18 protein-coding genes and 1 riboswitch are annotated in these 24,365 nt (G+C 48.3%); of the genes, 10 read left to right on the forward strand and 8 right to left on the reverse strand.

Annotated features, from left to right (window positions below; translation table 11 throughout):
• Window positions 1-4: 4 nt before the first annotated feature.
• From HMPREF1536_RS21815 to cbiD, 6 genes are read left to right on the forward strand one after another with little or no spacing between them, the layout of a single operon-like run.
• Window positions 5-2,392 (forward strand): TonB-dependent receptor, encoded by a 2,388-nt coding sequence (locus tag HMPREF1536_RS21815; RefSeq protein WP_028729040.1) that lies wholly within the window; start codon window positions 5-7, stop codon window positions 2,390-2,392.
• The gene (locus HMPREF1536_RS21820) at window positions 2,389-3,855 is read left to right on the forward strand and encodes a PepSY domain-containing protein (RefSeq protein WP_028729039.1); all 1,467 of its coding nucleotides are present in this window, start codon (window positions 2,389-2,391) and stop codon (window positions 3,853-3,855) included. Before HMPREF1536_RS21815 ends, HMPREF1536_RS21820 begins: the two co-directional genes overlap by 4 nt.
• Window positions 3,856-3,902: 47 nt before the next feature.
• Window positions 3,903-5,315: a precorrin-3B C(17)-methyltransferase gene (cobJ, locus tag HMPREF1536_RS21825; protein ID WP_028729038.1), complete on the forward strand. Its 1,413-nt coding sequence runs from the start codon at window positions 3,903-3,905 to the stop codon at window positions 5,313-5,315.
• Window positions 5,312-6,520 carry a bifunctional cobalt-precorrin-7 (C(5))-methyltransferase/cobalt-precorrin-6B (C(15))-methyltransferase gene (locus tag HMPREF1536_RS21830; protein WP_028729037.1) on the forward strand — a complete coding sequence of 403 codons (1,209 nt, stop codon included), beginning with the start codon at window positions 5,312-5,314 and terminating at the stop codon, window positions 6,518-6,520. Before cobJ ends, HMPREF1536_RS21830 begins: the two co-directional genes overlap by 4 nt.
• 7 nt (window positions 6,521-6,527) lie before the next feature.
• Complete coding sequence (gene cobM, locus HMPREF1536_RS21835) at window positions 6,528-8,372, forward strand: precorrin-4 C(11)-methyltransferase (RefSeq protein ID WP_028729036.1); 1,845 nt, start codon at window positions 6,528-6,530, stop codon at window positions 8,370-8,372.
• 7 nt (window positions 8,373-8,379) lie between these two features.
• Window positions 8,380-10,197 (forward strand): cobalt-precorrin-5B (C(1))-methyltransferase CbiD, encoded by a 1,818-nt coding sequence (gene cbiD, locus HMPREF1536_RS21840; protein ID WP_028729035.1) that lies wholly within the window; start codon window positions 8,380-8,382, stop codon window positions 10,195-10,197.
• Here the strand turns inward: cbiD and HMPREF1536_RS21845 are convergent.
• The 5 genes from HMPREF1536_RS21845 to HMPREF1536_RS21865 form a co-directional block, all read right to left on the reverse strand.
• A complete protein-coding gene (locus HMPREF1536_RS21845) occupies window positions 10,184-11,740 on the reverse strand; it encodes an ATP-binding protein (RefSeq protein WP_028729034.1) in 1,557 nt (518 codons plus the stop codon). The two genes, cbiD and HMPREF1536_RS21845, sit on opposite strands and share 14 nt — an antisense overlap.
• A gap of 458 nt (window positions 11,741-12,198) precedes the next feature.
• Window positions 12,199-12,876, reverse strand: a complete 678-nt coding sequence (locus HMPREF1536_RS21850) for a hypothetical protein (RefSeq protein WP_028729033.1) — start codon at window positions 12,874-12,876, stop codon at window positions 12,199-12,201.
• A gap of 72 nt (window positions 12,877-12,948) precedes the next feature.
• A complete protein-coding gene (locus tag HMPREF1536_RS21855) occupies window positions 12,949-13,953 on the reverse strand; it encodes an ABC transporter ATP-binding protein (protein WP_028729032.1) in 1,005 nt (334 codons plus the stop codon).
• 2 nt (window positions 13,954-13,955) lie between these two features.
• Window positions 13,956-14,993: an iron ABC transporter permease gene (locus HMPREF1536_RS21860; protein WP_028729031.1), complete on the reverse strand. Its 1,038-nt coding sequence runs from the start codon at window positions 14,991-14,993 to the stop codon at window positions 13,956-13,958.
• Between the two features lie 9 nt (window positions 14,994-15,002).
• Window positions 15,003-16,163, reverse strand: a complete 1,161-nt coding sequence (locus HMPREF1536_RS21865; RefSeq protein WP_028729030.1) for an ABC transporter substrate-binding protein — start codon at window positions 16,161-16,163, stop codon at window positions 15,003-15,005.
• A 48-nt stretch (window positions 16,164-16,211) separates the two neighbouring features.
• A riboswitch (cobalamin riboswitch) is annotated at window positions 16,212-16,416 on the reverse strand.
• 59 nt (window positions 16,417-16,475) lie between these two features.
• On the opposite strand from HMPREF1536_RS21865, the gene HMPREF1536_RS21870 reads away from it, so the two are divergent.
• Together HMPREF1536_RS21870 and HMPREF1536_RS21875 are read left to right on the forward strand one after the other, a co-directional pair.
• Window positions 16,476-16,880 (forward strand): HsmA family protein, encoded by a 405-nt coding sequence (locus HMPREF1536_RS21870; protein WP_028729029.1) that lies wholly within the window; start codon window positions 16,476-16,478, stop codon window positions 16,878-16,880.
• A 73-nt stretch (window positions 16,881-16,953) separates the two neighbouring features.
• The gene (locus HMPREF1536_RS21875; RefSeq protein WP_028729028.1) at window positions 16,954-17,658 is read left to right on the forward strand and encodes a precorrin-2 C(20)-methyltransferase; all 705 of its coding nucleotides are present in this window, start codon (window positions 16,954-16,956) and stop codon (window positions 17,656-17,658) included.
• Here HMPREF1536_RS21875 and HMPREF1536_RS21880 read toward each other — a convergent pair.
• Window positions 17,642-18,094 (reverse strand): hypothetical protein, encoded by a 453-nt coding sequence (locus tag HMPREF1536_RS21880; RefSeq protein WP_028729027.1) that lies wholly within the window; start codon window positions 18,092-18,094, stop codon window positions 17,642-17,644. The genes HMPREF1536_RS21875 and HMPREF1536_RS21880 overlap by 17 nt on opposite strands.
• Before the next feature lie 392 nt (window positions 18,095-18,486).
• Between HMPREF1536_RS21880 and HMPREF1536_RS21885 the strand changes: the two genes are divergently transcribed.
• Entirely contained in the window at window positions 18,487-20,154 is a 1,668-nt protein-coding gene (locus HMPREF1536_RS21885) for a formate--tetrahydrofolate ligase (protein WP_028729026.1), read from the forward strand.
• 57 nt (window positions 20,155-20,211) lie between these two features.
• Here HMPREF1536_RS21885 and HMPREF1536_RS21890 read toward each other — a convergent pair whose 3' ends face one another.
• Together HMPREF1536_RS21890 and HMPREF1536_RS21895 are read right to left on the reverse strand one after the other, a co-directional pair.
• Complete coding sequence (locus HMPREF1536_RS21890; RefSeq protein ID WP_028729025.1) at window positions 20,212-21,021, reverse strand: alpha/beta hydrolase; 810 nt, start codon at window positions 21,019-21,021, stop codon at window positions 20,212-20,214.
• Between the two features lie 48 nt (window positions 21,022-21,069).
• A complete protein-coding gene (locus HMPREF1536_RS21895) occupies window positions 21,070-22,809 on the reverse strand; it encodes a thiamine pyrophosphate-dependent enzyme (protein WP_028729024.1) in 1,740 nt (579 codons plus the stop codon).
• Between the two features lie 166 nt (window positions 22,810-22,975).
• Here HMPREF1536_RS21895 and HMPREF1536_RS21900 point away from each other — a divergent pair, with 166 nt between their 5' ends.
• Window positions 22,976-24,337, forward strand: a complete 1,362-nt coding sequence (locus tag HMPREF1536_RS21900) for an MATE family efflux transporter (protein ID WP_028729023.1) — start codon at window positions 22,976-22,978, stop codon at window positions 24,335-24,337.
• Window positions 24,338-24,365: the final 28 nt, after the last annotated feature.

Here is a 24,365-nt window from a genome sequence, read left to right on the forward strand (position 1 = left end):
AAAGATGAAAAAGGTTTTGACATTATTACCGTTGACTGCCCTCTGCATCAATTCGATTCAGGCTCAACAGAAAAAAGAATATACCAATTTCTCGGACACCACATTCAGCATCCAGGAAGTTGTCGTACAAACGGCCAAAAGAAACATTCCGCAGGTAACGAAGCTGAATGTTCCGATGAAATATTTGCCTGTTTCAGTTAATAAAGTATCCGGAAGCAGCCTGGAATTACGGGGTATCCGCGATATTCAGGAAGCTGTGCGCTTTATGCCCGGTGTGCGTATGCAAACCAGTTACGGGGCATTCCAGCAACTGTCGGTACGTGGTTTCGACCATTCCGTATTGATGATAGACGGAGTGCGCGACGAGCGTTCGGCCATCAATAACTCCTACCCTTTCCCCGACCTGTCGGCCATCGAATCGATTGAGTTACTGAAAGGGCCGGCTTCGGTTCTCTACGGACACTCTGCCGTCGGCGGTATATTAAACGTTGTCCGTATTTCCCCGAAAGCGGAACAGACAGTCAATGCACGTGTCAGCTACGGTAGCTACGATAACAAGCAGGCCACAGTAGGTATGGGCGGCCGCCTGATCGGGCCGGTCAACTATTATGCGAACGTGAACTTCTCAGATCAGGACGGCTGGCGCGATAACCAGAACAAACGTTTCTCCGGCTACCTGGCTTTGAGCGCCGATCTGACAGCTAAGGATGTGCTGGACGTACGCGGTGCTTTCAACCGTGACTTTTACGGCACGGAGATCGGTTTGCCCGACCTGATGCCGGGGGATATTTTCGATACGAAAACAAATCAGAAATATCTGAGCGCCCAACAGCAACTACCGGGATTGAACCGTGAAGCCCGCTACAACAACGAATCGGACTTCATGAAGAACCATGCCTGGAATGTGACTGCCCAATACACGCACACCTTCGACAACGGCTTCAAGCTGATCGACAAACTGGCTTACTACAACGATGACATCAACTATTTCGGTACGGAAGCACTGGATTATCTGGAAAGCGAAGATCCGATCTACGATCATTATTATATGAAAAGCGGCAAGAAAAAATATATTTGCCTGGACACCGTATATCTGTCTTACCCGCTCCGCTTCTCGCATATATCGAAAACAGTAAGCAACAGCCTGGAATTAAGCGGCAAGCTGAATACAGGGGAAGTCACTCACAATTTCATAGGCGGTTATTCTTTCTCGCTGATGAACCGTGTAAGCTATACCGGCTATGGACAAGGCACAGACGTTCAGGGCCCCGGATGGCAATCGCATGTATCGGTATACGATCCGCACAGTATGGGATATATGACCAGCAAAATGTCGAAAGCAATCCCATCGCATAATTACTCCAATAGCATTTATGTGCAGGATATGCTGGATATCAACGAACATTGGAAAGCCCTGGTTGCCTTGCGCGGCGATTTCTTCCGTTATTTGCAAGCCAATGCTCCGACACCGACAGGAAAACGGGAATATGACGATGCAGACCGCACAATCTACAACCGCTTGCATAATGCCGCGTTCACCTATCGCCTCGGAGCCGTTTACCTACCTCGTCCGAATACTTCCATCTATGCTTCATTCGCTACCTTCTTCAAGCCGATCCGTACATTCTATCAGGACAACGTGATCTATGTCGATGGTGACGGCTTACGTTCCTATCCGAAAAACAACGAGGAAATATTCAAACCGGAGAGTGGTTACCAGGCAGAAGCCGGTGTAAAATACACATTGAACAAATGGCTGGAAGCAAATGCCAGCATGTTCTACATCCGTAAGTCGAATGCGACACAGACATTGGCAACAAACGTGGAACAGGAGATAAACGGAGTTGCAACCAAAATGTCGATCATCGGACAACTTGGTGTGATGGACTCCAAAGGCTTCGACCTGGAAGCAACTTTTACCCCGGTCGGCTCACTGGCCTTCACTCTCGGCTATGGTTACACCGATGCGCGCATCCGGGAAATGAAAGAGGTTAAAGACCCGGAACTGGCTGAGATCATCTATTCGGAAGCAAACAAAGATCAACTGGAGAAATCGACCAGCCTGGAAGGGAACTACCAGAACAACGTTCCCAAAAACACCTTCTATGCATACGGTAGTTACACGATCCCGAAGGGTATCCTGAAGAATCTCAGTTTCAATCTTAGCACAAGCTATACGGATAAAGTGTACCGGAATACGGCCAACAGCAAATGGTTCGACAGTTACTGGATCACAGACCTCGGTGCCTCTTACGTACTGAACCATCGCATCCGCCTGTCGGTCAACATCAACAACCTGTTCAGTAAAGAATATACCAACCAGGCATTGGGCGACCAGATCGTACCGAGCATGCCGCGCAATTATCAGGTAGCAATATCCTACAACTTATGATACGGATAACCAAACTCATGTTAACAATTCACAGGATACTGGGCTCGCTGCTCAGTATCCTGTTTCTCGTTTGGTTCCTGTCGGGACTGGTAATGATCTATCACACCTTCCCACGCGCCGACCGGGCAGACAAACGGGCAAAGATGGATTATCTGCAGGCAGCGGATCTTCCTTCCCTACACACCATAAAAGATCGCCTACCCAAAGGAGAACCGATAAAGAATATCACCCTCAACAGCTATCTGGGACAAACCGTTTTCCATATCCGCACGGATAAAAACAGTTATGATATTCCCGCAGACTCTACGGAAACGCTGCCGGTCATCGACGGAAAACGTATACGGGAAACGGCCTCGCTCTGGTGCACCGCCCCTGTGGAAAAGGTCGATACCCTGTATACCCTCGACCAATGGATCCCTTTCGGTAACCTAAAGAAGGAGTTCCCTATTTACAAGTTCCATTTCGCCGATCAGGAACGGCACCAATTATATATTTCGTCGAAGTCGGGCGAAGTTTTACAATACACGGATAAAGACAGCCGGCTCTGGGCATGGCTGGGTGCAATCCCGCATTGGGTTTATTTTACCTCTTTACGTCAGGATGCCGAACTATGGATAAAGGTCGTTGTCTGGCTATCGGGCATCGGGTGCATCATGTGTATTGCCGGTATTTATCTGGGTGTCCGCGATTTCCGGCTGGCACGCAAGCGCAAACTGGCTTCTCCCTATAAGAAGTTCTGGTATAAATGGCATCATATCATAGGAACGGTATTCGGTTTGTTCGTCCTTACGTTCACTTTCAGCGGTATGATGTCGCTGGCACGTGTGCAGGACTGGGGGCTTCGTGCCAAGCTGGATATAAACCCGGCACAGGAACTTCAGAAGCTGGCTCCTTCCCCACTCGATTATCCGCTGGATTACCGGGACGTTATACAGGCTTATCCCGGTCAGATCCGCCAATTGGAATGGGGCTGTTTCGGAGATATCCCTTTCTACACGATACTGGCAGATGCAAACGATATCGTTGTAAATGCTAATTCGGAGCACACCGTATCTTCTTTAAAACTGGATACCGAAGATATCCATTCCGTGCTGGCACAAGTTCACGGGACAGAGTGCGCGATGGACATCAGGCTTTTGGAGGAGTACGACACCTATTATATTTCACGTAAAAGAAAACTGGATCTGCCTGTCTGGAAGGTCACCATTGAAGATATAGACAAGAGTTGCTATTACATCAATCCCGGTAACGGGCAATATCGTTATGTGAATACGCCCGCCCGTTGGAACCACTGGATATATCCGGCCTTGCATAGTTTAAACATCAAGATTCTGGTAGACCATCCAATCTTATGGAATATAGTGATGTGGGGGCTGATGCTCGGCGGTACATTCGTTTCCCTGTCAGGAGTTTGGCTGGGAATAAAATTCTTACGCCGGAAAATACATCGTCTAACAAATTAAATACATTATCTTTTTAAATACATTATCTTTGTTGTAAAATCTAAAAGATGAGCACAGGAAAAATAATCGTAGCCGGGATCGGGCCCGGTAGCGAATCAGATATTACTCCGGCAGTTCTCTCTGCCATCCGCCAGTCGGATGTCATTGTCGGGTATAAGTATTACTTTCAGTTTGTAGAATCTGCGATCCGTCCCGATGCAATCTGTATCGACTCGGGGATGAAACGCGAAAAGGTTCGTGCGGAAGAAGCTTACAATTACGCTACCGAGGGCAATGTGGTAACCGTTATCAGCTCCGGCGACTCCGGTATCTATGGCATGGCGCCGCTGATCTACGAGATGAAGCGCGAGAAGGGAAGCGATATTTCCATCGAGGTACTTCCGGGGATCAGCGCTTTTCAGAAAGCCGCCTCGCTGCTGGGAGCCCCGGTAGGACACGATTTCTGCGTGATCTCCCTCTCCGACCTGATGACGCCCTGGGAAATGATAGAGAAACGGATCAAGGCCGCCGCTTCGGCCGACTTTATCACGGCTATCTACAATCCGAAAAGCGAAGGCCGCTACTGGCAGCTCCATCGCCTGATCGAATTATTCCGGCAGGAACGCGATCCGCAGACCCCTATCGGCTTCGTCCGCCAGGCCGGACGGGAGGAAGAAAACGTGACGATCACCACGCTGGCAGATTTCGATCCGGAGCAAGTGGATATGTTCACCGTTATCATCATCGGCAACTCACAGACGTACCGGTTCGAGAATCACATGATCACTCCCCGCGGTTATTATGGGGAGATAAAGATGGGGAAGAAAGAGACAGGTATCGGGCAGGACATCATGATACGCAGTTTCCGGACAATCGAAAAAGAACTGAAGAACAAAGATATTCCGTTAGATAAGAAATGGGCGTTGCTGCATGCGATCCATACGACAGCCGACTTCGACATGGAGAACGTACTGCGTATAGACGACAATGCCGTAGCAACCCTTTACGAGTCGCTCAGTAGCGGCAAAGTACGTACCATCATCACCGACGTAACGATGGCGGCATCCGGCATCCGCAAGGGAGCCTTGCAGCGCATGGGGATTGAGGTGAAATGCTATCTGTCCGACGAAAAAGCCGTGGCGCTGGCTGCCGATAAAGGGATTACCCGCACGCAGGCCGGTATCCGTGTCGCCGTAAGCGAACATCCGGATGCCTTATACGTATTCGGTAATGCGCCGACCGCCCTGATGGAGTTGTGCGACCTGATACGGAAAGGGAAAGCAACCCCGGCCGGCATCATTGCCGCCCCTGTCGGCTTTGTGCATGTGCAGGAATCCAAACATATGGTAAAACCGTTCGCCTCGATCCCCAAACTGATCGTTGAAGGACGGAAAGGCGGCAGTAACCTGGCAGCTACACTAGTAAATTCTATACTTTGTTATAACGACGCTATTAATTTAAAACCCGGAAGAGACGTATGAGAACACAATTTATCGTTATCGGCATGCCCGATAACCAGTGCTATATAAGCAAGAACAAGGAAATATTGGATATAATCAACAGTAACACCCACTTTTCGGGAGGGAAACGGCACTATGAACTTCTTCGTCCGTTCCTTCCTGTCGATGCCGTATGGATCGATATAAAAGTGCCTTTAGCGGATGTTTTCGACGAATACGAATACCACCGGAAGATCGTCGTGTTCGCTTCGGGAGATCCTTTATTCTCCGGATTTGCATCAACCATCTTGAAGCGTATGCCGGAAGCGGAGGTTACGATAATGCCTTCATTCAATTCGTTGCAGATGCTTTCGCACGAATTGAAAATGTCTTATGAAGATATGCTGATGGTGCCCCTTACCGGCCGGCCGTGGCATGAACTGGATCGTGCACTGATAGAGAACAGGATGAAGATCGGCATACTGACCGATCATGTACATACACCGGCCGCCATTGCCATGCGCCTGCTGAAATACGGCTTCACACAATATAAAATGTATATCGGCGAACATCTGGGCAACCCGGAGAAGCAGCGTGTATCGCGTTCGCTCGCCCTGTCGGAAGTGGAAGAGCATTCGATCGAAAGCCCGAACTGCGTTATCCTGCAACGGATGTACAACGATACCACCTACCGGCCGCTGGGAATACCCGACAAGATGTTCGAACTTCTCGACGGCAGGGAACGGATGATCACCAAAGCGCCTGTCCGCGTGCTCGATATGAGTGCACTGATGTTGCCGATGTGCAACCACTTCTGGGATATCGGTTTCTGTACCGGTTCCATATCCATCGAAGCCAAACGGCAATATCCGCACCTGCATATCCATGCCTTCGAGATACGCAAGGAATGCTGGAGACTGATGGAGGAGAACAGTTGCCGCCTGGGAGCTCCCGGCATCGACGTACATATCGGTGATTTCATGGAGGAAGAAGTATCCGACCTGCCTGCACCCGACGCTGTTTTCATCGGGGGACACGGAGGGAAATTAAAGGAGATCGTTGCCAAAGTAGCCCGTTATCTGGCTCCCGACGGCCTACTGGTATTCAATTCCGTATCCGAAGAGAGCGAGAGGCTGTTTATCGATGCGGTGCAGGAAGCCGGACTGAAACTGGATGATCCTTTACATATAACTGTCGGCGATTATAACCCGATAGTGATATTGAAGGCTTTTAAAGAAGCAAAATAAAAGAACTATGAATAAGCGAACTTTAGCCATTGTGGTGGTATCGGCCAGCAGCCTGCCACTGGCACGACAGATAAAAAAGCAGTTTCCCGATGCTGTTATTTACAGCAAGGAATCACAGGAAGAAACAGTCTTGATGGAGTCGATCGACAGCATTATGGGAGATCTTTTCCTGAAAGCGGAGGCCATCGTCTTTATCGGGGCGATGGGGATCTGCGTCCGCTGCATCGCACCTTATGTGATGGACAAGCATACCGACCCGGCTGTCGTCTGCATTGACAGTACGGGTAAATATATCATCCCTGTCCTGTCGGGACATATCGGAGGGGCGAATGAACTCAGCACCGAACTGGCACAACTCCTGGGTGGCAACGCCATTGTGACGACCCAAAGCGACAACACGGGGTTGTGGGCGCTCGATACGCTGGCCGAAAAGTTCGGCTGGTCTGTCGTGGCCGATGACCTGACCGACAACGAGAACGCGATGAATGCCTGTATCGCCGCATTCGTCAATAAGAAACCGACGGCTTTGCTGCTCAATGTGCGCGACAAGGGTACGGATTATTTGGAAAGCTCTCTCCCCGCCCATGTGCAGCAATTCAATAAATTCTCGGATATACCGCTCGATCAGTTCGAATTGGTTATCACCGTAGGGCCGTTCATCTACGAGGCCGACGTGATGATGGTTTCCTACTTCCCGAAGGTCTTGCATATCGGTATCGGTTGCCGGAAAGATATAAAAGGCGATCCGGTGGAACTTCACCAGCATATCATCGGAACGCTGATCGACAACAACATCTGCCCGGAGTCGATCGTCGATATTTCATCCATCGACATCAAGAAGGACGAAGCGATGCTTGCCCTGCTGGCTTACGGCATTATGAACTGTCCGTTCAAGACCTATCCGGCAGAGATATTGAACAAAATACCGGTTCCCAACCCGTCCCCCCGTGTAAAAGAGGCGACGGCATCGGCCAGCGTTTCCGAAGCCGCAGCCATTCACAGTGCCGGAGGCGGTTGGTTGCTACTGGAAAAACAAAAGGGAAGCTTGGGCGAAGGCAACGAATATACTTTCGCCGTGGCCATGGATAAATCCGTACGCCGCCAAGGACATATCGAGATAGTCGGAGCCGGGCCGGGCGATCCGGAACTGGTTTCCATCCGCGGTCGCCGGATGCTGGAGAAGGCAGACCTGATCCTTTATGCCGGCAGCCTCGTTCCGAAAGAGCTGACTTACTGCGCCAAGCCGGGAGCTACCGTGCGCAGTTCGGCCGATATGAATCTCGATGAGCAGTTCGCCCTGATGAAAGAGTTTTACGACAGGGGCAAGTTCATTGTCCGCCTACATACCGGCGATCCCTGTATCTACGGAGCGATACAGGAACAGATGAATTTCTTCGACCGGTACGATATGAGCTATCATATCACCCCGGGAATATCCTCTTTCCAGGCTGCCGCAGCCGCCTTGCGTTCGCAGTTCACCATCCCGGAAAAGGTACAGACAATCATCCTTACCCGTGGCGAAGGCCGTACGCCGATGCCCGAAAAAGAGCAGTTGCACAAACTGGCCGCCAGCCAGAGTACCATGTGTATCTACCTGAGTGCAGGCATAGCCGACAAGGTGCAGGAAGAACTCCTGCAACACTACGCCCCCACTACACCGGTAGCCGCCTGCTACAAGCTGACATGGAAAGACGAGCGTATTTATCGCGGGGAATTGAAAGACCTGGCTCAAATAGTGAAAGAAAACAACCTTACACTGACAACGCTGCTGGTTGTAGGGGATGCTATCGACAACCGCGAAGGCCTTTCCCGGTTGTATGCCGACGAGTTCAAACATCTGTTCCGCAAATAACCGGACAATGATACTGATACTGGGTGGAACAACGGAAGGACGCGCCGCCGTCCGCATAGCCGACGAAGGAAGTGCCCCTTATTTCTATTCGACAAAAGGGTCGCTTCAGGAGATAGACTGTGCGCACGGCATCCGCCTGACCGGTGGGATGGATGCTGCATCTATGGAAACATGCTGCCGCGAAAACAATATCCGCCTGCTGATCGATGCCGCACATCCCTTTGCTTCCGCCCTGCACCGAACGGTAGCGGAAGTCGCCTCCTCCCTCCAACTGCCGGTTATCCGCTATGAGCGGCGTTATCCTCCGCGCAACAACGAGCTGATCTGGTGCGACGATTACCACGATGCCATCGACAAGTTAAACGAGCACGGCATCCGTAACCTGCTTGCCCTGACCGGAGTAAACACCATCGCCCCGCTCCGCCTCTGGTGGGAAAAGCATCCGGCATGGTTCCGCATCCTCGAACGCGAAGAGTCGCTTACCATCGCTATCCGGCAGGGTTTTCCCCCCGACCGACTGTGTTTCTATCGCGATGAAGAGGATGCCGGGGAGTTGATGGATCAGCTTCAGCCGGATGCCGTCATCACGAAAGAAAGCGGACAGTCGGGATATTTCAACGAGAAAGTGGCTGCCGCCCGCAGCCGGTCTATTCCGGTGTTCGTTGTAAAACGTCCGGCATTGCCCGAAACATTCTATATCGTTTACGGGGAAGACGGATTGCGCAAGCAGATTGAACGGCTGCTACCCGAATTTTTCCCCTTGCATCATGGCTATACCACCGGCGCCTGTGCCACTGCTGCTGCTAAGGCTGCCTTACTAGCCCTACTAACGCGGAAAGAGCAAGCCGACTCTCCCATCACCTTGCCCTCGGGTGAAATGATCACCTTGCCAATCGCCGATACCGCCTGGAACGATAACAGTGCCACCTGCGCAGTCGTCAAAGATGCCGGGGACGACCCGGACGTAACGAACGGTTGCCGGATCGTTGCTACGGTTGCTTTCTCTACGGATATTGCCCTGTCAGGCATCCGCTTTCTTGCCGGAAAAGGGGTCGGCACCGTTACCCTTCCGGGATTGGGTCTGGAAGTAGGCGGCCCGGCTATCAACGCCACTCCCCGAAAAATGATAACGGAAGAGCTGACTGCCGTCTTACAGGATTTCCGGCAGGAGAAGTCAGCCGGGTTAACCGTTACGATCTCCGTGCCCGGTGGAGAAGAGATTGCAGCCAGGACATTCAACCCGAAACTGGGTATCGTCGGCGGGATCTCCATTATCGGGACATCCGGCATCGTTCGCCCTTTCTCCACGGATGCGTTTATCGCCTCTATCCGCAAGGAAACGGAAGTTGCCAAAGCCATCGTCTGTACGACGCTGGTAATCAACTCCGGTGCCAAAAGCGAGCGATACCTGAAAGCCCGTTACCCCGAACTCCCTCCACAGGCATTCGTACATTACGGCAACTTTATTGGCGAGACACTAAAGATAGCTTCATCGCTCGGCTTTCAGCAGGTTGTTATGGGTATAATGATCGGAAAAGCGGTTAAACTGGCCGAAGGTTTCCTCGATACACATAGTAAAAAGGTAGTGATGAATAAAGACTTCCTGAAGGAATTGGCCCGTCAATCCGGCTGTCCCGAAACGACCATCCAAAAGATCGACGGCATCACGCTGGCCCGGGAGTTATGGCAGTTGTTCCCCGTGGAAGAACAAGAAGCATTCTTCAATCTCTTATTGAAAAGATGCCATGAACATTGTACTCCACTCCTGCCTAAAGGTGATTTATCTATCTTATTGATAACGGAAGAAGGAGTTATTTGGAAATAACCAACCACTTTTCAATGTTGCGAGTCTTTGCGCTGAAATTCACACCGATACGGAACAACGTACGCGGGTCGGAAGCGAACGGAAGAGCATACCCCTTGTCTTCGATTTGTTGCAATGCCTCTTCTGCTGTACCGTCGAGTTTGAACTCCATGACATAGATAAAACGGTCGGTCTGCAAAATCAGATCTACACGACCTTCGGAGGTATGGTATTCCGCTTTTACATAGAAACCCAACAGCTTAAAGACGATAAAGAGCACATTCTGGTAATGCAATTCCAGGTCACGAACCAACTCATAAGGCGTATCGGCAAAGAAGCTTTGCAGTCGCCGAAAGAAAGCATCATAATCGCCGTCATAAACCTCCCGGGCAAACTTCTTGATCTGGAAAGCAGTATCGACCTGGCTCACCGGAGTATAATAAGGTAGAAGATATTTGATAAACCCTTCTTCTACCTCTTTATTGGGAAATCCCAACCGATAGAGCCCGAAGGTTTTGTCGTACCCTTTGATCGTCAGATAACCGCTTTGATAGATTACAGGTATGGGATTTCTCGAAATGGCATCGATGCTGTTCAAAACATCGGCATCCGTTTCTGTATGTGCCATCCGATAAAGGTCGTAATTTGATTTTTGCAATAACTTTACCAGATAGGTTGGAGTACCGGTTTCGAACCAGTAATTATCGAATTGCCGGTATTTAAATGTATTGAGCAAGCTGAACGGGTTGTAGATTCCGGGAGAGTTTTCAACGAAGTGATAACCATCAAAACTCATTTTCAACTCTGTACAGGTTTCTTCATATGTTATACCGAGCACAGAAGCCAATGTATGAATATCACCATCGAAATCACGATGTAATTCCTCTTCGCTGATACCACAAATAGCTACATATGGCCTTCTCATCGAAAGGTCGTCCAGATTATTTAAATCGCTGAACACGCTCACTTTGCCAAACTTGGTCACGCCTGTGAGGAAAGCAAACTGGATATACCTGTCCATACTCTTCATCACTCCGTAAAAGGCTTTCAGGGTATTGCGGTATTCGTTTTGCAGCTCCTCATTGTCGATAGCTTGCAACATAGGTTTGTCGTATTCGTCAATCAGAATGACTACACGCCGTCCCGCCTGCATGCTGGCCCGTTCAATGACACCGGCAAACCGCAAAGCCTGGCCTTTTTCTGCCGGATCGGAACCATATAATTCTTCCCAGGCAGATAGCTTGCGGTTCAGCATGTCGTCCAAATCGCTTACCTGATCATATTTCGCGGCATTCAGGTCGAGATGAAACACCGGATAAGTCAGCCAATCTTTTTCCAACTGTTCGACAGCTAATCCTTCGAAGAGTTCTTTTTTACCTTTAAAATAAGCTTCAAATGTGGATATCAGGAGACTTTTACCAAAACGACGGGGACGGCTCAAGAAATAGTAGCTACCGGTTTTTACCAATCGATACATCAATTCGGTCTTATCTATATACAGATAACCTTCTTTTCTTATTTTCTCGAAATCCTGTATCCCTATCGGGTATTTTCTGGCATACATTGTTTCCATATATCCACGTGTTTAAAAAGTACAGATACAAAGATAGAAATAATGTAGCAATTAAATACTCTTTCTTCATAGCCAAGATAATTTTATGGTTAAAGCCCATCATCATCTTAATAACGATGGGATAGTAATTGATAGTTCATATTTTGGCAGAAGTGAGTCTTTGATAATAGCGACTGATAGTAACTGGCTCCCCTCTTGAGAGGGGGAAGGGGGTGTGTTATAATCCCGCCTATAAACGGGCCTTAATTAATAACACATTAATATATTTAAGCCATCCCTATGTTTTTTACCGGTTTTATTTACTGGCATTTACACACCCCCTACCCCCTCTCAAAGAGGGGAGCCGGTTACTATCAGTCACTAATCAGATAGCTCAATTTTTTCTAGCTTCGGCATATTGGATCATTATTTTCTAAACATAATCCTATCAGGTATGTATTAGATTTCCTTTACTCCAAGCGTACCTCCTTACTCTGTATATAAGAAACATCCAGTTGCCCGCCGGCATTTCCATTGCTTTCCTGCAAAGGATGAGTCTTGGCACGACTGAGGGATAAGGTGGCTTTGGAAGCGGTCACCTGGTTACCGAGCGTGATACTGATCGATTGGCTGCCTTTATCACGGTTGTAGAGGGTGGTCACTCCGCCATCGTATGAAATGGCAGCTTCCACCATTTCATCGTCCCCGACAGGATCGCCCTCCCAGGTCAGCGTGGTTGAAGTTTTACGGTTGATTGAAGTAAAAGACTCCGGGATGGCAATCGGCTTCACGTCTTTCAGGGTGGCTACATTCGTGAAAACGCTGTCCTTTGCCCGTGTAAAGACGAAAGTCATATCATCCAGTCCGGAGAATGAATAGGTGTAAAAGTAAACACCGACGTTGGCAAAGTTCGGGGTCTTGCCGTTAATCAGGATAGAGGCAGGGCCGTTCAATTTAATGTTTACTCCTGCGCTGTCGTACTTGTTGAAATTCGCTCCGACACGTGTCGTATTATTAGTGATATCGTAAGCGACACCCAGGTTTTGATAGAAAGGAACATCTGCTTCTATATCAGATGAGTCGTCACTGCTGCAAGCGGTAAATGCGGCAGCGGAAATCAGAATGGCGTATAAGAAATACTTTTTCATGTCGTTTGTTTTTAAAATTACTCCTATATAACAAACGAACAGGAAAAAGTTTAATCAGTTTAACATTATCTTTCAGGATTCCAGTTGCAGCAGCAGCTCTTCGATGGTTGCCGCACGCCGGATCTGCCCGTCAGAATCGTGGAGAACGAATGAAGTAGAGGACGGATCACCGGCGTCTATCCAACGCGCCGACTCGATCCCGCTATCCGCATGGATACCGTTCCGTTGAAGAGCCTTCCGTGCCATAGCATATTTCTGCCCCTCACCGACAAGGCGTATTTCGGATTTATACTGGTTGTTGATACGGAACAAGCCGGTTTCGGTATCGAAGATAATCCCCTTGCGGGAGAAGAAACCGCTCAGGTGCCCGCTCAGCGCCAGGTCTTCCGGAGTCCCGGTACTTATGCCTTTGTCGCGATCCATCAGCCAGATCTTATCGGCGATCTGGAGAGCCAGTTCGAGGTCGTGTGTAGAGAGGAAGATCGTTTTATCGGTGGTGCGGGTAAGTTGATGCAGAAGTTGCATGATCTCTACCTTGCTGGGGAAATCGAGGAAGGCGGTCGGCTCGTCCAGGTAGATCACTGGTGTTTCCTGTGCGAGGGCTTTCGCGATCATCACCTTTTGCCGCTCCCCGTCGGAGAGGGTGTGCACCATCCGGGAAGCCAGGTTTTCGATGCGGACGAGGGCGATCGCCTCTTCCACCACCCGCTTGTCTTCCTTTCCCAGGCGTCCCCAAAAGCCGGTGTACGGACTGCGCCCCATCTCTATGAGTTCCCGGACAGACATGTTACGGATGTCACACTTATCTGTCAGCACCACTCCCACTATAGTGCTAAGCTCCTTATCACTATAGTCCTGTATATCGTGACCCAGTAGTGCTATTTCGCCGGACAAACGGGGCTGAAAAGCGGAGAGCGTACGCAATAAAGTAGACTTTCCCACCCCGTTGGCACCCAGCAGGCAAGTTAATTCTCCACTGTATATCGTAGTGGTTATATTGCTTGCTACCAGCCTTGTATCATTCTTGGAACGATAGCCGATAGAAAGGTTGTTTATCCGGATAGTTGCCTCTTTCATACTCATTCGTTCAGTTCGTTTTTGCGTTTGCGGAATAATACGGATGCAACAACGGGAGCACCGACCAAGGCAGTAACCGAGTTGACGGGCAAGGCTCCTTCAAATCCCGGCATACGTGCAATCAGGTTACAGGCCAGCGCCAGGGCGGCACCGACAAACAGGACACCGGGCATCAGCACCCGGTGGTCGGATGTCTGGAAAATAGCCCGGCAGAGATGCGGCACAGCCAATCCCAGAAAGACGATCGGGCCGCAATAGGCGGTAACGATCGCGGTCAGGACACCGGCAGAGGTGATGACGAGCAGGCGTGCCCGTTTAATATTCAGTCCCAGGTTGCGGGCATAGCCGTCACCGAGGAGCATCAGGTTCAATGTCTTTATCAATAGGAACGAAAGAGGGATCAGGATCGCCATAATGATCACGAAAAGCATCATCTGATTACCCGAGACGCGCGAGAAACTCCCCAGTCCCCAGATGACATAGGCCCGTATATCTTCTTCCACACTAAAGAATTTCAATACACCGATCACGGCATTTGCCACGTAGCCGATCATCACACCGATAATCAGCAGCGTCACATTCCCTTTTACCTTCTGTGAGACATAGACGATCAGTGCCATGACAGACAAGGAACCGACTATCGCTGCAACAGACAAAGCGATCTCCCCCATAAAGCCGAGCTTGCTAAGCGCCACACCTCCCAGGCTTCCGCTCAGCAAAACGACAAAGGCCACTCCCATACTTGCACCGGAACTGATCCCCAGCACAGAGGGCCCGGCCAACGGGTTGCGGAAGACGGTTTGCATCTGAAGCCCGCTGATAGCCAATCCGGCTCCGGCAACCAGTGCTGTCAATGCTTGCGGGAAACGTGATTTCCAGATAATATTCTGCCAGGTGACCGGTTCATCGCCATTGCCACATATAATATTCCAGACCGAGTTGAACGGGATGGATACGGAACCCAACACCAGATTAAGGAACAGCAGTACAACGATCGAAACGACGACCAAAAGCATCAGGACAGTGTTAGAATACTTCATCGGCCCTATTTATTTAAGTAGATCATAATAGACAGGGGTGTGATCCGGCAGCAGGTTCGGATGGAAGATATGCAGCAGGTCGCCCAGCACCACTTCCGGTTCGGTCGGCATACTTTCGTAAAAAGGTTTCTCCCGCATATTGCAATAGATCACTCCTTTTTCCTTGAAAGCACGGAAGTCGGCATAACGCGGATCCTGGTCTTTCAGGGCTTTATAGTCATATGTTCCCGGATAGCTGTTCACGATACGCCAGTAGTCGGCCTCGTCAGCCTGGTTATAAACGGTTTCAAAGTCGAGGGTGACACCTCCCGAACGGTCGTCGTCCTTCAGGAAATAGTCGGCACCGGCATCTTTGAATAGTTGCGCCAGGAAGCTCTTCCCTCCTACCGCATACCAGTTACCGCCATGAATCTCACCACTAAAGACGATGGGACGCCGGGTTACCTTACCTTCGGCAGTCAGCTCCTTCAGTTCATTATAGCGGTGCTCGATAGCCGAGAACTTATCATTGGCCTCCTGTTCCATTCCGAGTAACAGACCGACAAATTTGATCCACTCGGCCTGTCCCAGCGGGGTCATTTCCTTATATCCCAGATGCGGGATCAGCGGGATACCGATATCTTTCATTGTCTCATAGCCGCCACGCTTAAAGGGTGAGATCAGGATCAGGTCGGGATTGATACTCATAATCACCTCATTATCGAAGTTGCCTTCGATCCCGATCTTTGCCGTCTTTCCTTCCTTCAACTGGTCGTTGATCGTCCGGTTAAACAGGTGGCGGGTACTGGTGATGCCTACTACTTTATCCTCTGCGCCCAACTTGATGAAATTGGATAGTTGCAGGGAAGTCATACAAATGGCACTACGTACAGGTGTTTCAATCACCATATAATCGGCTGGAATACCTTCCGGCTTCGTCCCACGGGGAACCAACGCATACAGGAAATGAGTGCTTTCTTCATTCTGAGGGTCATGTATATCCATCAGGATATAACCGTCGGCATAGGTCAACTGAAAACCTTCGGCATATTCAGGTGTGATCTGGACCTTACTATCCACCGTAATCGTTTGTTGCGACGATGCATTCTCTTTCTCCTGCTGATTTCCTTTCGATGCGCACGATGCAGCCAATAACGCAAACAGGCAGCAACCTGCCAAATACTTATTCATATTCTATTTGTTTTTATCCGACACAAACCGTCCAAACCCACGAGGACAATCGTTATGCAAAAAATGGCAGGTCTTCTGACTTACTTCCATCCTGAAAGCCTTCCCGATCTCTCCCGGATCAGTGGCAAAAGGTGTTATCAGGATGTTTATAAAGCTTCACAGCAGCGTGGACTGTCCGGGATTTACACCCGGTTCCCTTTTAATCTGTCTCCATGAACAGGAGTTTGACAGAACCTATTTCGATCGCAAAAGTAATAAGAAAAACTGAACCATTCGCATACGGAACTGTTATTTACAGAAAATGGCAGCAATATGGCACTCAATCAGATCGACACTCATTTCTTAATCGCAGCTATCTGCGTAATTTCATCGGCATTAGTGTTTTATACAATCGGTGTTTGGGGCGAACGTATCCAGAAGAAGCTGAAAGCCTGGCACGTGGCCTTCTTTGTTGCCGGACTATTCGCCGATGCGGTCGGAACCGGACTCATGGAACAGATTGCACAGATGACCGGATTGCAGGATAACCTGCACACTATCACCGGAATAATAGCGATCGTCCTGATGTTTATCCATGCCTTATGGGCATTGTGGACTTACTTCAAGGGTTCGCGCAAAGCGAAAGCGCATTTCAACCGTTTCAGCATAGTAGTCTGGTGTATCTGGCTAATTCCCTATTGCATAGGTATCTATCTGGGAATGTCGCTTCATCCGTAATATTGGGCGGCTATTTGTTTGGAGACTTCCGTTATTTTCATCACTTTTGCCCTCCGAATAAAAGCAAAAGCAAATGACACATCCGATCAGTTTCGTTTCATTAGGCCCCGGAGAGCCGGAACTTATTACCGTTAAAGGACTTAAGCAACTTCAGCAGGCAGATATCATCTATTGTCCGGCAACCCGGAATAAACAAGGTACTTCCCTATCGCGTGCGGCAGATATTGTTCGCGCCCTGGAAATCGACGAGACTGCCATCCACTGTTTCATGCTGCCCATGAGCAAAGACCGTACAGAGGCCTGGAAGGTTTACGATACCCTTTACTACGAAGCCGCAGACCGCTACCGGAACGGGCAACGGATCGTTATCGTGGCCGAAGGAGATGCCGGCTTTTATTCTTCTATTCAATATATCTACGACAAATTTACAAAGGCCGGTATTGCCGTACAACGTACCGCAGGAATACCAGCCTTTATAGCAGCCGGCGCATTGGCCGGATTACATATTGTCAAACAGGAAGAGGAAATAGTCGTAATCCCCGGTACACCTTCTGCGGATGAACTGTCAGAAAAGATAAACGCAGGATATGTGATCGTTATCATGAAACTATCCCAATGCGTAGAAGCTGTATATGAATGTATCCGCAGGCATCCGCAAGCCCAGTTCCACTACTTTGAAAACGTTGGAACGGATAAAGAATATTATACTTCCGATAAGCAAATCATCACACAGAAATCGTTTCCCTATTTCTCACTAATGATCATACAGGCTGTATGATACTGCTCAAGCGGTTAATATGATAGCGAAGTGACTGGACAGACTCCCAGTTCTGGTGTCCTGACTTACATAATTCACGTGCACTAACCAACACACCCGATATATGGCTGTTAATCTCTTCGATCTTTTTATTCGTTCCACTGTAAAGAGAATCAAGCTCTTCCGGTGAATAGATGGAAGCAGACTGTGCCAACGATTCAAGCAAGTTCATCTGATAAACTCCGGCCTTGGGGATTAAGTTGCGGATAGCATAATGATGAAGATCCTGTATTTCCTTCTGCTTGGTGGTGTCCCAACCTACATTATTCATACCTCCCGAAGGATTCATCTTCGAAAACATATGGATTCCCAAACAATCTGCGATTGTCCTGATCCATGAACTTGTTTCTGTCTCTCTCAATGCTACTCCTGCAAAACTAAATCTCATTGTTGCCATAATCAAATCTCCTTAATTACATAAACCGAAGTTTTTAAAATTGTTATATACTTTCTTTTTATTGCCAGAAACTTGCTGTTAGTTTCATTTTGTTATTGACATGATGCAAAATTAGGCAAATTATCATGCACCACAACCCTTTACCTGTATTTTAAAGTTCTTTAATACAACTTCTATCCAAATGCTATTATTTTGCCAACTGAAGATTACAAATAAATTGAAAAACGCACAGTTTACTTAACAAAGATACCTCCATGCGCTCTTTTTTGTAACTTTTACCAATATAACACAAAACATGGGGAATAATAGGGTTCCACAACCTTTCATTCTGACATTTTGTTATTTAATTAAAAATAGTATACTTTTGTTCCTTCTTAAACTTACATAAGCACATGAAATCGGATATAGAAATTGCTAGAGAAGTCTCCCTGCGTAAAATAAAGGAAGTTGCTACAGGTTTGGGCATTCCTCGCGAGGAAGTTCAGAACTATGGTCGTTACATCGCCAAAGTGCCTCTTCACCTCATCGATGAAGAAAAAATAAAAGAACACAACCTGATCCTGGTAACGGCCATCACTCCGACCAAAGCAGGTATCGGAAAAACAACGGTTTCTATCGGACTGGCTCTCGGTCTGAACAAGATCGGTAAAAAAGCGGTGGCTGCGCTGCGCGAACCTTCACTCGGCCCGTGCTTCGGTATGAAAGGTGGAGCTGCCGGAGGTGGCTATGCCCAGGTATTACCGATGGAAAATATCAACCTGCATTTCACCGGCGATTTCCATGCCGTTACTTCTGCCCACAACATGATCACTGCACTGCTGGATAATTATATCTATCAGACACGCAATACATGTGAAGGACTGAAAGAGATCAAATGGAAACGTGTACTCGACGTAAACGACCGCAGCCTGCGCAACATCGTATCGGGCTTGGGAGGTTCTGCCAATGGCATACCGACTGAGACAGGATTTGATATCACTCCTGCTTCCGAAATGATGGCTATCCTTTGTCTGGCGACCGACCTGGAAGACTTGAAACGCCGTATCGGTAACATCTTACTGGGTTACACCTACGACGATCAGCCGTTCACGGTAAAAGACCTGGGAGTTGCCGGAGCTATCACCGTACTGTTGAAAGATGCTTTGCTGCCCAACCTGGTGCAGACAACTGAGAATACGCCTGCTTTCGTTCACGGTGGCCCGTTCGCCAACATCGCACATGGATGTAACTCTATAATCGCAACCAAGATGGCGCTTACCTATGGTGACTATGTGATCACGGAAGCCGGTTTCGGTGCCGATCTGGGTGCAGAAAAGTTCTTCGACATCAAATGCCGTAAAGCGGGACTGACTCCGAAACTGACAGTTATCGTTGCTACTGCACAGAGCTTGAAGCTGCACGGCGGCGTGCCTGAAGCACTGATCAAGGAACAGAATATCGAAGGCTTACGCAACGGTTTTGCCAACTTGGACAAGCATGTGGCCAATATGAAACGTTTCGGCCAGGAAGTGATCGTTACTTTCAACCGGTATGCAACCGATACGGACGAAGAGATCGCTCTGGTTGCCGAACATTGTAAGGAACTGGGCGTCGGCTTTGCGATGAACAGTGTATTTGCAGAAGGTGGCGAAGGTGGCGTTGAACTGGCTAAACTGGTTGTCGATACGATCGAAAACAAACCGTCGGCTCCACTGAAAATGGTTTACGAAGATACTGATCCGGTACGCGAAAAGATCAAGAAGGTTTCTGAAGAAATCTATGGCGCAGCATCGGTTACTTACACGACTCTTGCCGACAAAAAGATCAAACAGATCGAAAGCCTGGGTATCTCCCACTATCCGATCTGCATTGCTAAAACCCAGTATTCATTCTCTTCCGACCCGAAAGCGTACGGCGTTGCCAAAGATTTTGAATTGAAGGTGCGCGACGTTGTTATCAACAATGGTGCGGAAATGATCGTTGTTATCATGGGTGAGATCATGCGTATGCCGGGACTTCCCAAAGATCCGCAAGCTAAACGGATTGACATCGTAAACGGATTGGTTGAAGGATTGAGCTGATCTTTCAAAAGATATAGAACAGGAAAGGCGACCTTTATAAGGATCGCCTTTTTTATTTCATTTGCGTTTATCGAAATAATTCTTGAAGAACAATATCTGATAATCTATTGAATTACGCCAGTAATCCCCATTATGCGCTCCGGGGCGAACAAGGAAATCATGGTCTATTTTATACTTCAGCAGTTTCTTGTGGAAATCGTTGTTCACTTCAAAAAAGAAATCACTATATCCGCAATCGATGATGAGTGCCAGGTCGCCATTCTTCAGGCGGTCGATCTGGTTGATGGCCGTATGGTTATCCCAAACTTCCTGGTTTTCGCTTTCTTTTCCTAACCAGTCACTCATATGCCAGTTATTCGGGAAAGGGCGGATATCCACACCACCGCTTGTACTCCCAGCCGCTCCGAAGATATCTTTATGGCGGAACGACAACCACATAGCGCCGTGACCGCCCATACTCAATCCGGTAATGGCACGCCCTGTGCGGTTTTTAATAGTCGGATAACTGGCATCTATATAATCGATAAGCTCTTTCGATACAAATGTCTCATAGCGATAAGACGGATCGACCGGGCTATCCCAGTACCAACTGTTCTTGCCATCCGGACAAACGAACATAATTCCATACTGATCGGCAATCTCCGGTAAATTGGGTTTTACGGAAATCCATGTTTTCGCATTTCCTCCATGCCCATGCAATAAGTAAATAACAGGAGCTGTCGTTTTTCCTTTTCCCGGCGAAATAACGATTGTCTGAATATCTTTATTCATGGCATCACTATGCACATAGATAGTATCGACTACTGCCGCCTGCAGAGACAGGGCAAAAAACGCTATAAGCGATAAAAAGAACACCTTTGCTTTCATAAATCAGATTAGAATTTTAATATTGAAAGCAAAGGTATTTATTTTTATTTAAAACACCTCTTTCCAGTGCTTCAGGTTTGTATCGATCGTATCCATAACTTCTTTGGAACGTCCCTGCATCAGGAGCTTGTACATTGTCTGTGCAAACCCGAGCATCTGGGTAAACTCTATTTTCGGAGGCATAGCGAGCGCGTTCGGATCAGTCATAATATTGACCAGGACAGGGCCGTCCGAAACGAAAGCCTTTGTTAATGTCGGCAACACATCATCCGGATTGCATACATTGTAGCCTGCCATTCCCATCGAAAGAGCCACCCGTGCGAAATCAGGATTCAACATCGTAGTTTGCCAGTCGGGTAATCCGGCTACTTCCATTTCGAGTTTGACCATTCCGAGCGAACGGTTATTGAACACAACCAGTTTGATAGGTAATTTATATTGTACGATCGTCGCCAGGTCGCCCAGTGACATGGAAAGCCCACCGTCGCCACATAAGGCAACCGCCTGACGTCCCGGATAAGCCAGTGCCGCCCCGATAGCCTGAGGCATGGCATTCGCCATAGAGCCATGATTGAAGGAGCCCAACATCTTGCGCTTTCCGGTAGCCTGCAAATAACGTGCTCCCCATACGCAGGTCATCCCTGTGTCGACGGTAAAGATGGCATCGTCCGAAGCCAGTTCATTGATAACGGAGATCACATATTCCGGTTGGATCTTTTCTTCTTTGCCCTTCACTTTCGCTGCCGATCTCAAGTTGTCTTTCACCTTTTCATAATGCGCCAGTTGTTCGCGGAGAAAGGAATCGTTTTTCTTCTGCTGAATAAGGGGAAGTAGTTCCGTCAAAGTATCTTTCACATCACCGCAGAGTCCCATTTTTATTTTGGCACGACGTCCGAGACGGTTGGCTTTGATATCCACCTGCACGATCGTATTGTTTTGCGGCATAAAGGCTTCATAAGGGAAATCCGTTCCGAGCAAAAGCAATACTTCGGCTTCATGCATACTATAGTAACCGGAAGGCATTCCCAGCAAGCCTGTCATACCTACCTCGTTCGGATTATCATATTGTATTTCCATCTTGCTTTTAAAGGAATAAGCGACAGGAGCATTCAGAAGCCGGGATAATTCTACCAATTCCTTATGCGCGTCTTTGGCTCCTATTCCACAGAAGAGGGTAACCTTTTCCGCTTTGTTCAGCAAGTCAGCCAGTTTACCGATCTCTTCAGCGGAAGGGCAAACACGTTGCCGGGTCGGAAACGGAAGCAGGGAAGACTCTCCTTCGCTGGCTGTCATCGAAGTCAGGTCGCCGGGTAAGCCGATCACGCCTACTCCACGAAATGAGAGAGCGGCTTGTATGGCACCCTGCAACATACGGGGGAATTGTTCGGGCGTGGTCGCCACCTGATTATAATGGCTGCAATCTTCAAACAATTTGATTGTATTGGTCTCCTGAAAATACTCCGTTCCAAACTCATGAGTCGGCAATGTGGATGCGATGGCAAGCACAGGAGCCCCCGAGCGCTGAGCATCATAAAGTCCATTGATCAGGTGCACATGCCCCGGGCCGCTACTTCCGGCACAACAGGCCAGTTCACCATTCAATTGCGCTTCAGCCGCAGCGGCATAAGCACCGGTTTCTTCGTGACGGACATGAATCCATTTGATCTTTCCATTTTTTCGTACAGCTTCGTTTACTTCATTCAAACTGTCACCCGTGACGGCGTAAATACGTTTGACACCTGCCTTTTCCAGTGTGTCTACTAATTGTTCTGCTACATTCTTTGCCATATTGATATTTACTTTTTCTTTTATGTTTTGTTTATAAAAGAACTATGGCAGAAAGCAAAATGTTTTGAGAATACAGTTTATAAATTTAAGAAAATAATTTTAAGTGTATACCAGTCCTTTTTCATTACAAAATACTACCTTTGCAGCGATTGTTTAGGGAAATAGTATGGGAACATCCAAAGAAATGACTTCCGGACGGGCACTTCCGCTGATCTTCAGTTTTGCCATGCCGGTACTTTTAGCAAATCTGCTTCAACAAACTTACTCTTTAATCGATGCGGCTATCGTTGGTAAATTTTTAGGGATCGGCGCTTTCTCCGCAGTTGGGGCAAGTACGTCCGTTATCTTCCTTATCATCGGATTCTGTAACGGCTGTTGTGCGGGTTTCGGAATTCCGGTGGCACAAAAGTTCGGTGCGCGGGATTACAATACGATGCGGCGTTATGTGGCTATCAGCTTACAACTGGCAGCTATCATGTCGGTAATCATTGCCGTCGTGACGTGTATTTACTGCAAGGATATTTTAAAGATCATGCAGACACCGGAGAACATCTTTACAGATGCTTATTTTTATCTGTTGGTAACTTTTATCGGTGTGCCGTGTACCTTCTTCTATAACTTACTTTCCAGCATTATCCGTGCCCTGGGCGATAGTAAGACGCCCTTCTGGTTCCTGCTCTTTTCAACGATTCTCAATGTGATCCTCGATCTGGTTTGTATCCTGATCTTCAAATGGGGAGTTGCCGGAGCAGCGATTGCAACACTTCTTTCGCAAGGTATTTCGGCTGTCCTTTGTTTTATCTATATGTACCGCCGCTTCGAGATCTTGCAGGGAACGCGTGACGAACGGAAGTTCAACGCGCGGTTGGCAGGCAATCTGCTTTGGATAGGCGTTCCGATGGGGCTTCAGTTTTCTATTACAGCGATCGGCAGCATCATGTTGCAAAGTGCGAATAATGCACTCGGGTCGGCCAGTGTCGCAGCGTTTGCTTCCGCAGTTCGAATAAAGTCATTTTTCATGTGTCCTTTCGAGAGTCTGGGTATCGCAATGGCAACCTACACCGGACAGAACTATGGTGCAGGAAAGCCCAAACGTATCTGGCAAGGAATCAAGGCCAGTGGCCTGATGATGATCGTTTATGCCGCCTTCGCCTTTATCGTCCTGATGCTGACGTCAGAACGGCTCACATTGATATTCGTCGATTCCACTGAGTCAGAGGTTATTTCTAAAGCTGTTCAATATATGCATGTGTCATGTTCCTTCTTTCCTATCCTTGGTACTCTTTGCATACTGCGATATACGATTCAGGGAGCAGGATTCACTAATCTGGCTATGCTTTCGGGGGTTTCGGAGATGGTTGCCCGTACACTGGTCAGTATTTATGCAGTACCGGCTTTCGGCTTCCTGGCAGTCTGTTTCGGCGATGCAACAGCCTGGGTTGCAGCCGATCTATTTTTAATTCCGGCATTTATATATGTATATAAGAAGATAAAAGAGATAAAAAGAGTAGAGATAGATGGAATTTGACTAATATTGCACTATCGTAAAGAAAAGG

Source organism: Parabacteroides gordonii MS-1 = DSM 23371 (assembly GCF_000969825.1).
Lineage (GTDB): Bacteria > Bacteroidota > Bacteroidia > Bacteroidales > Tannerellaceae > Parabacteroides > Parabacteroides gordonii.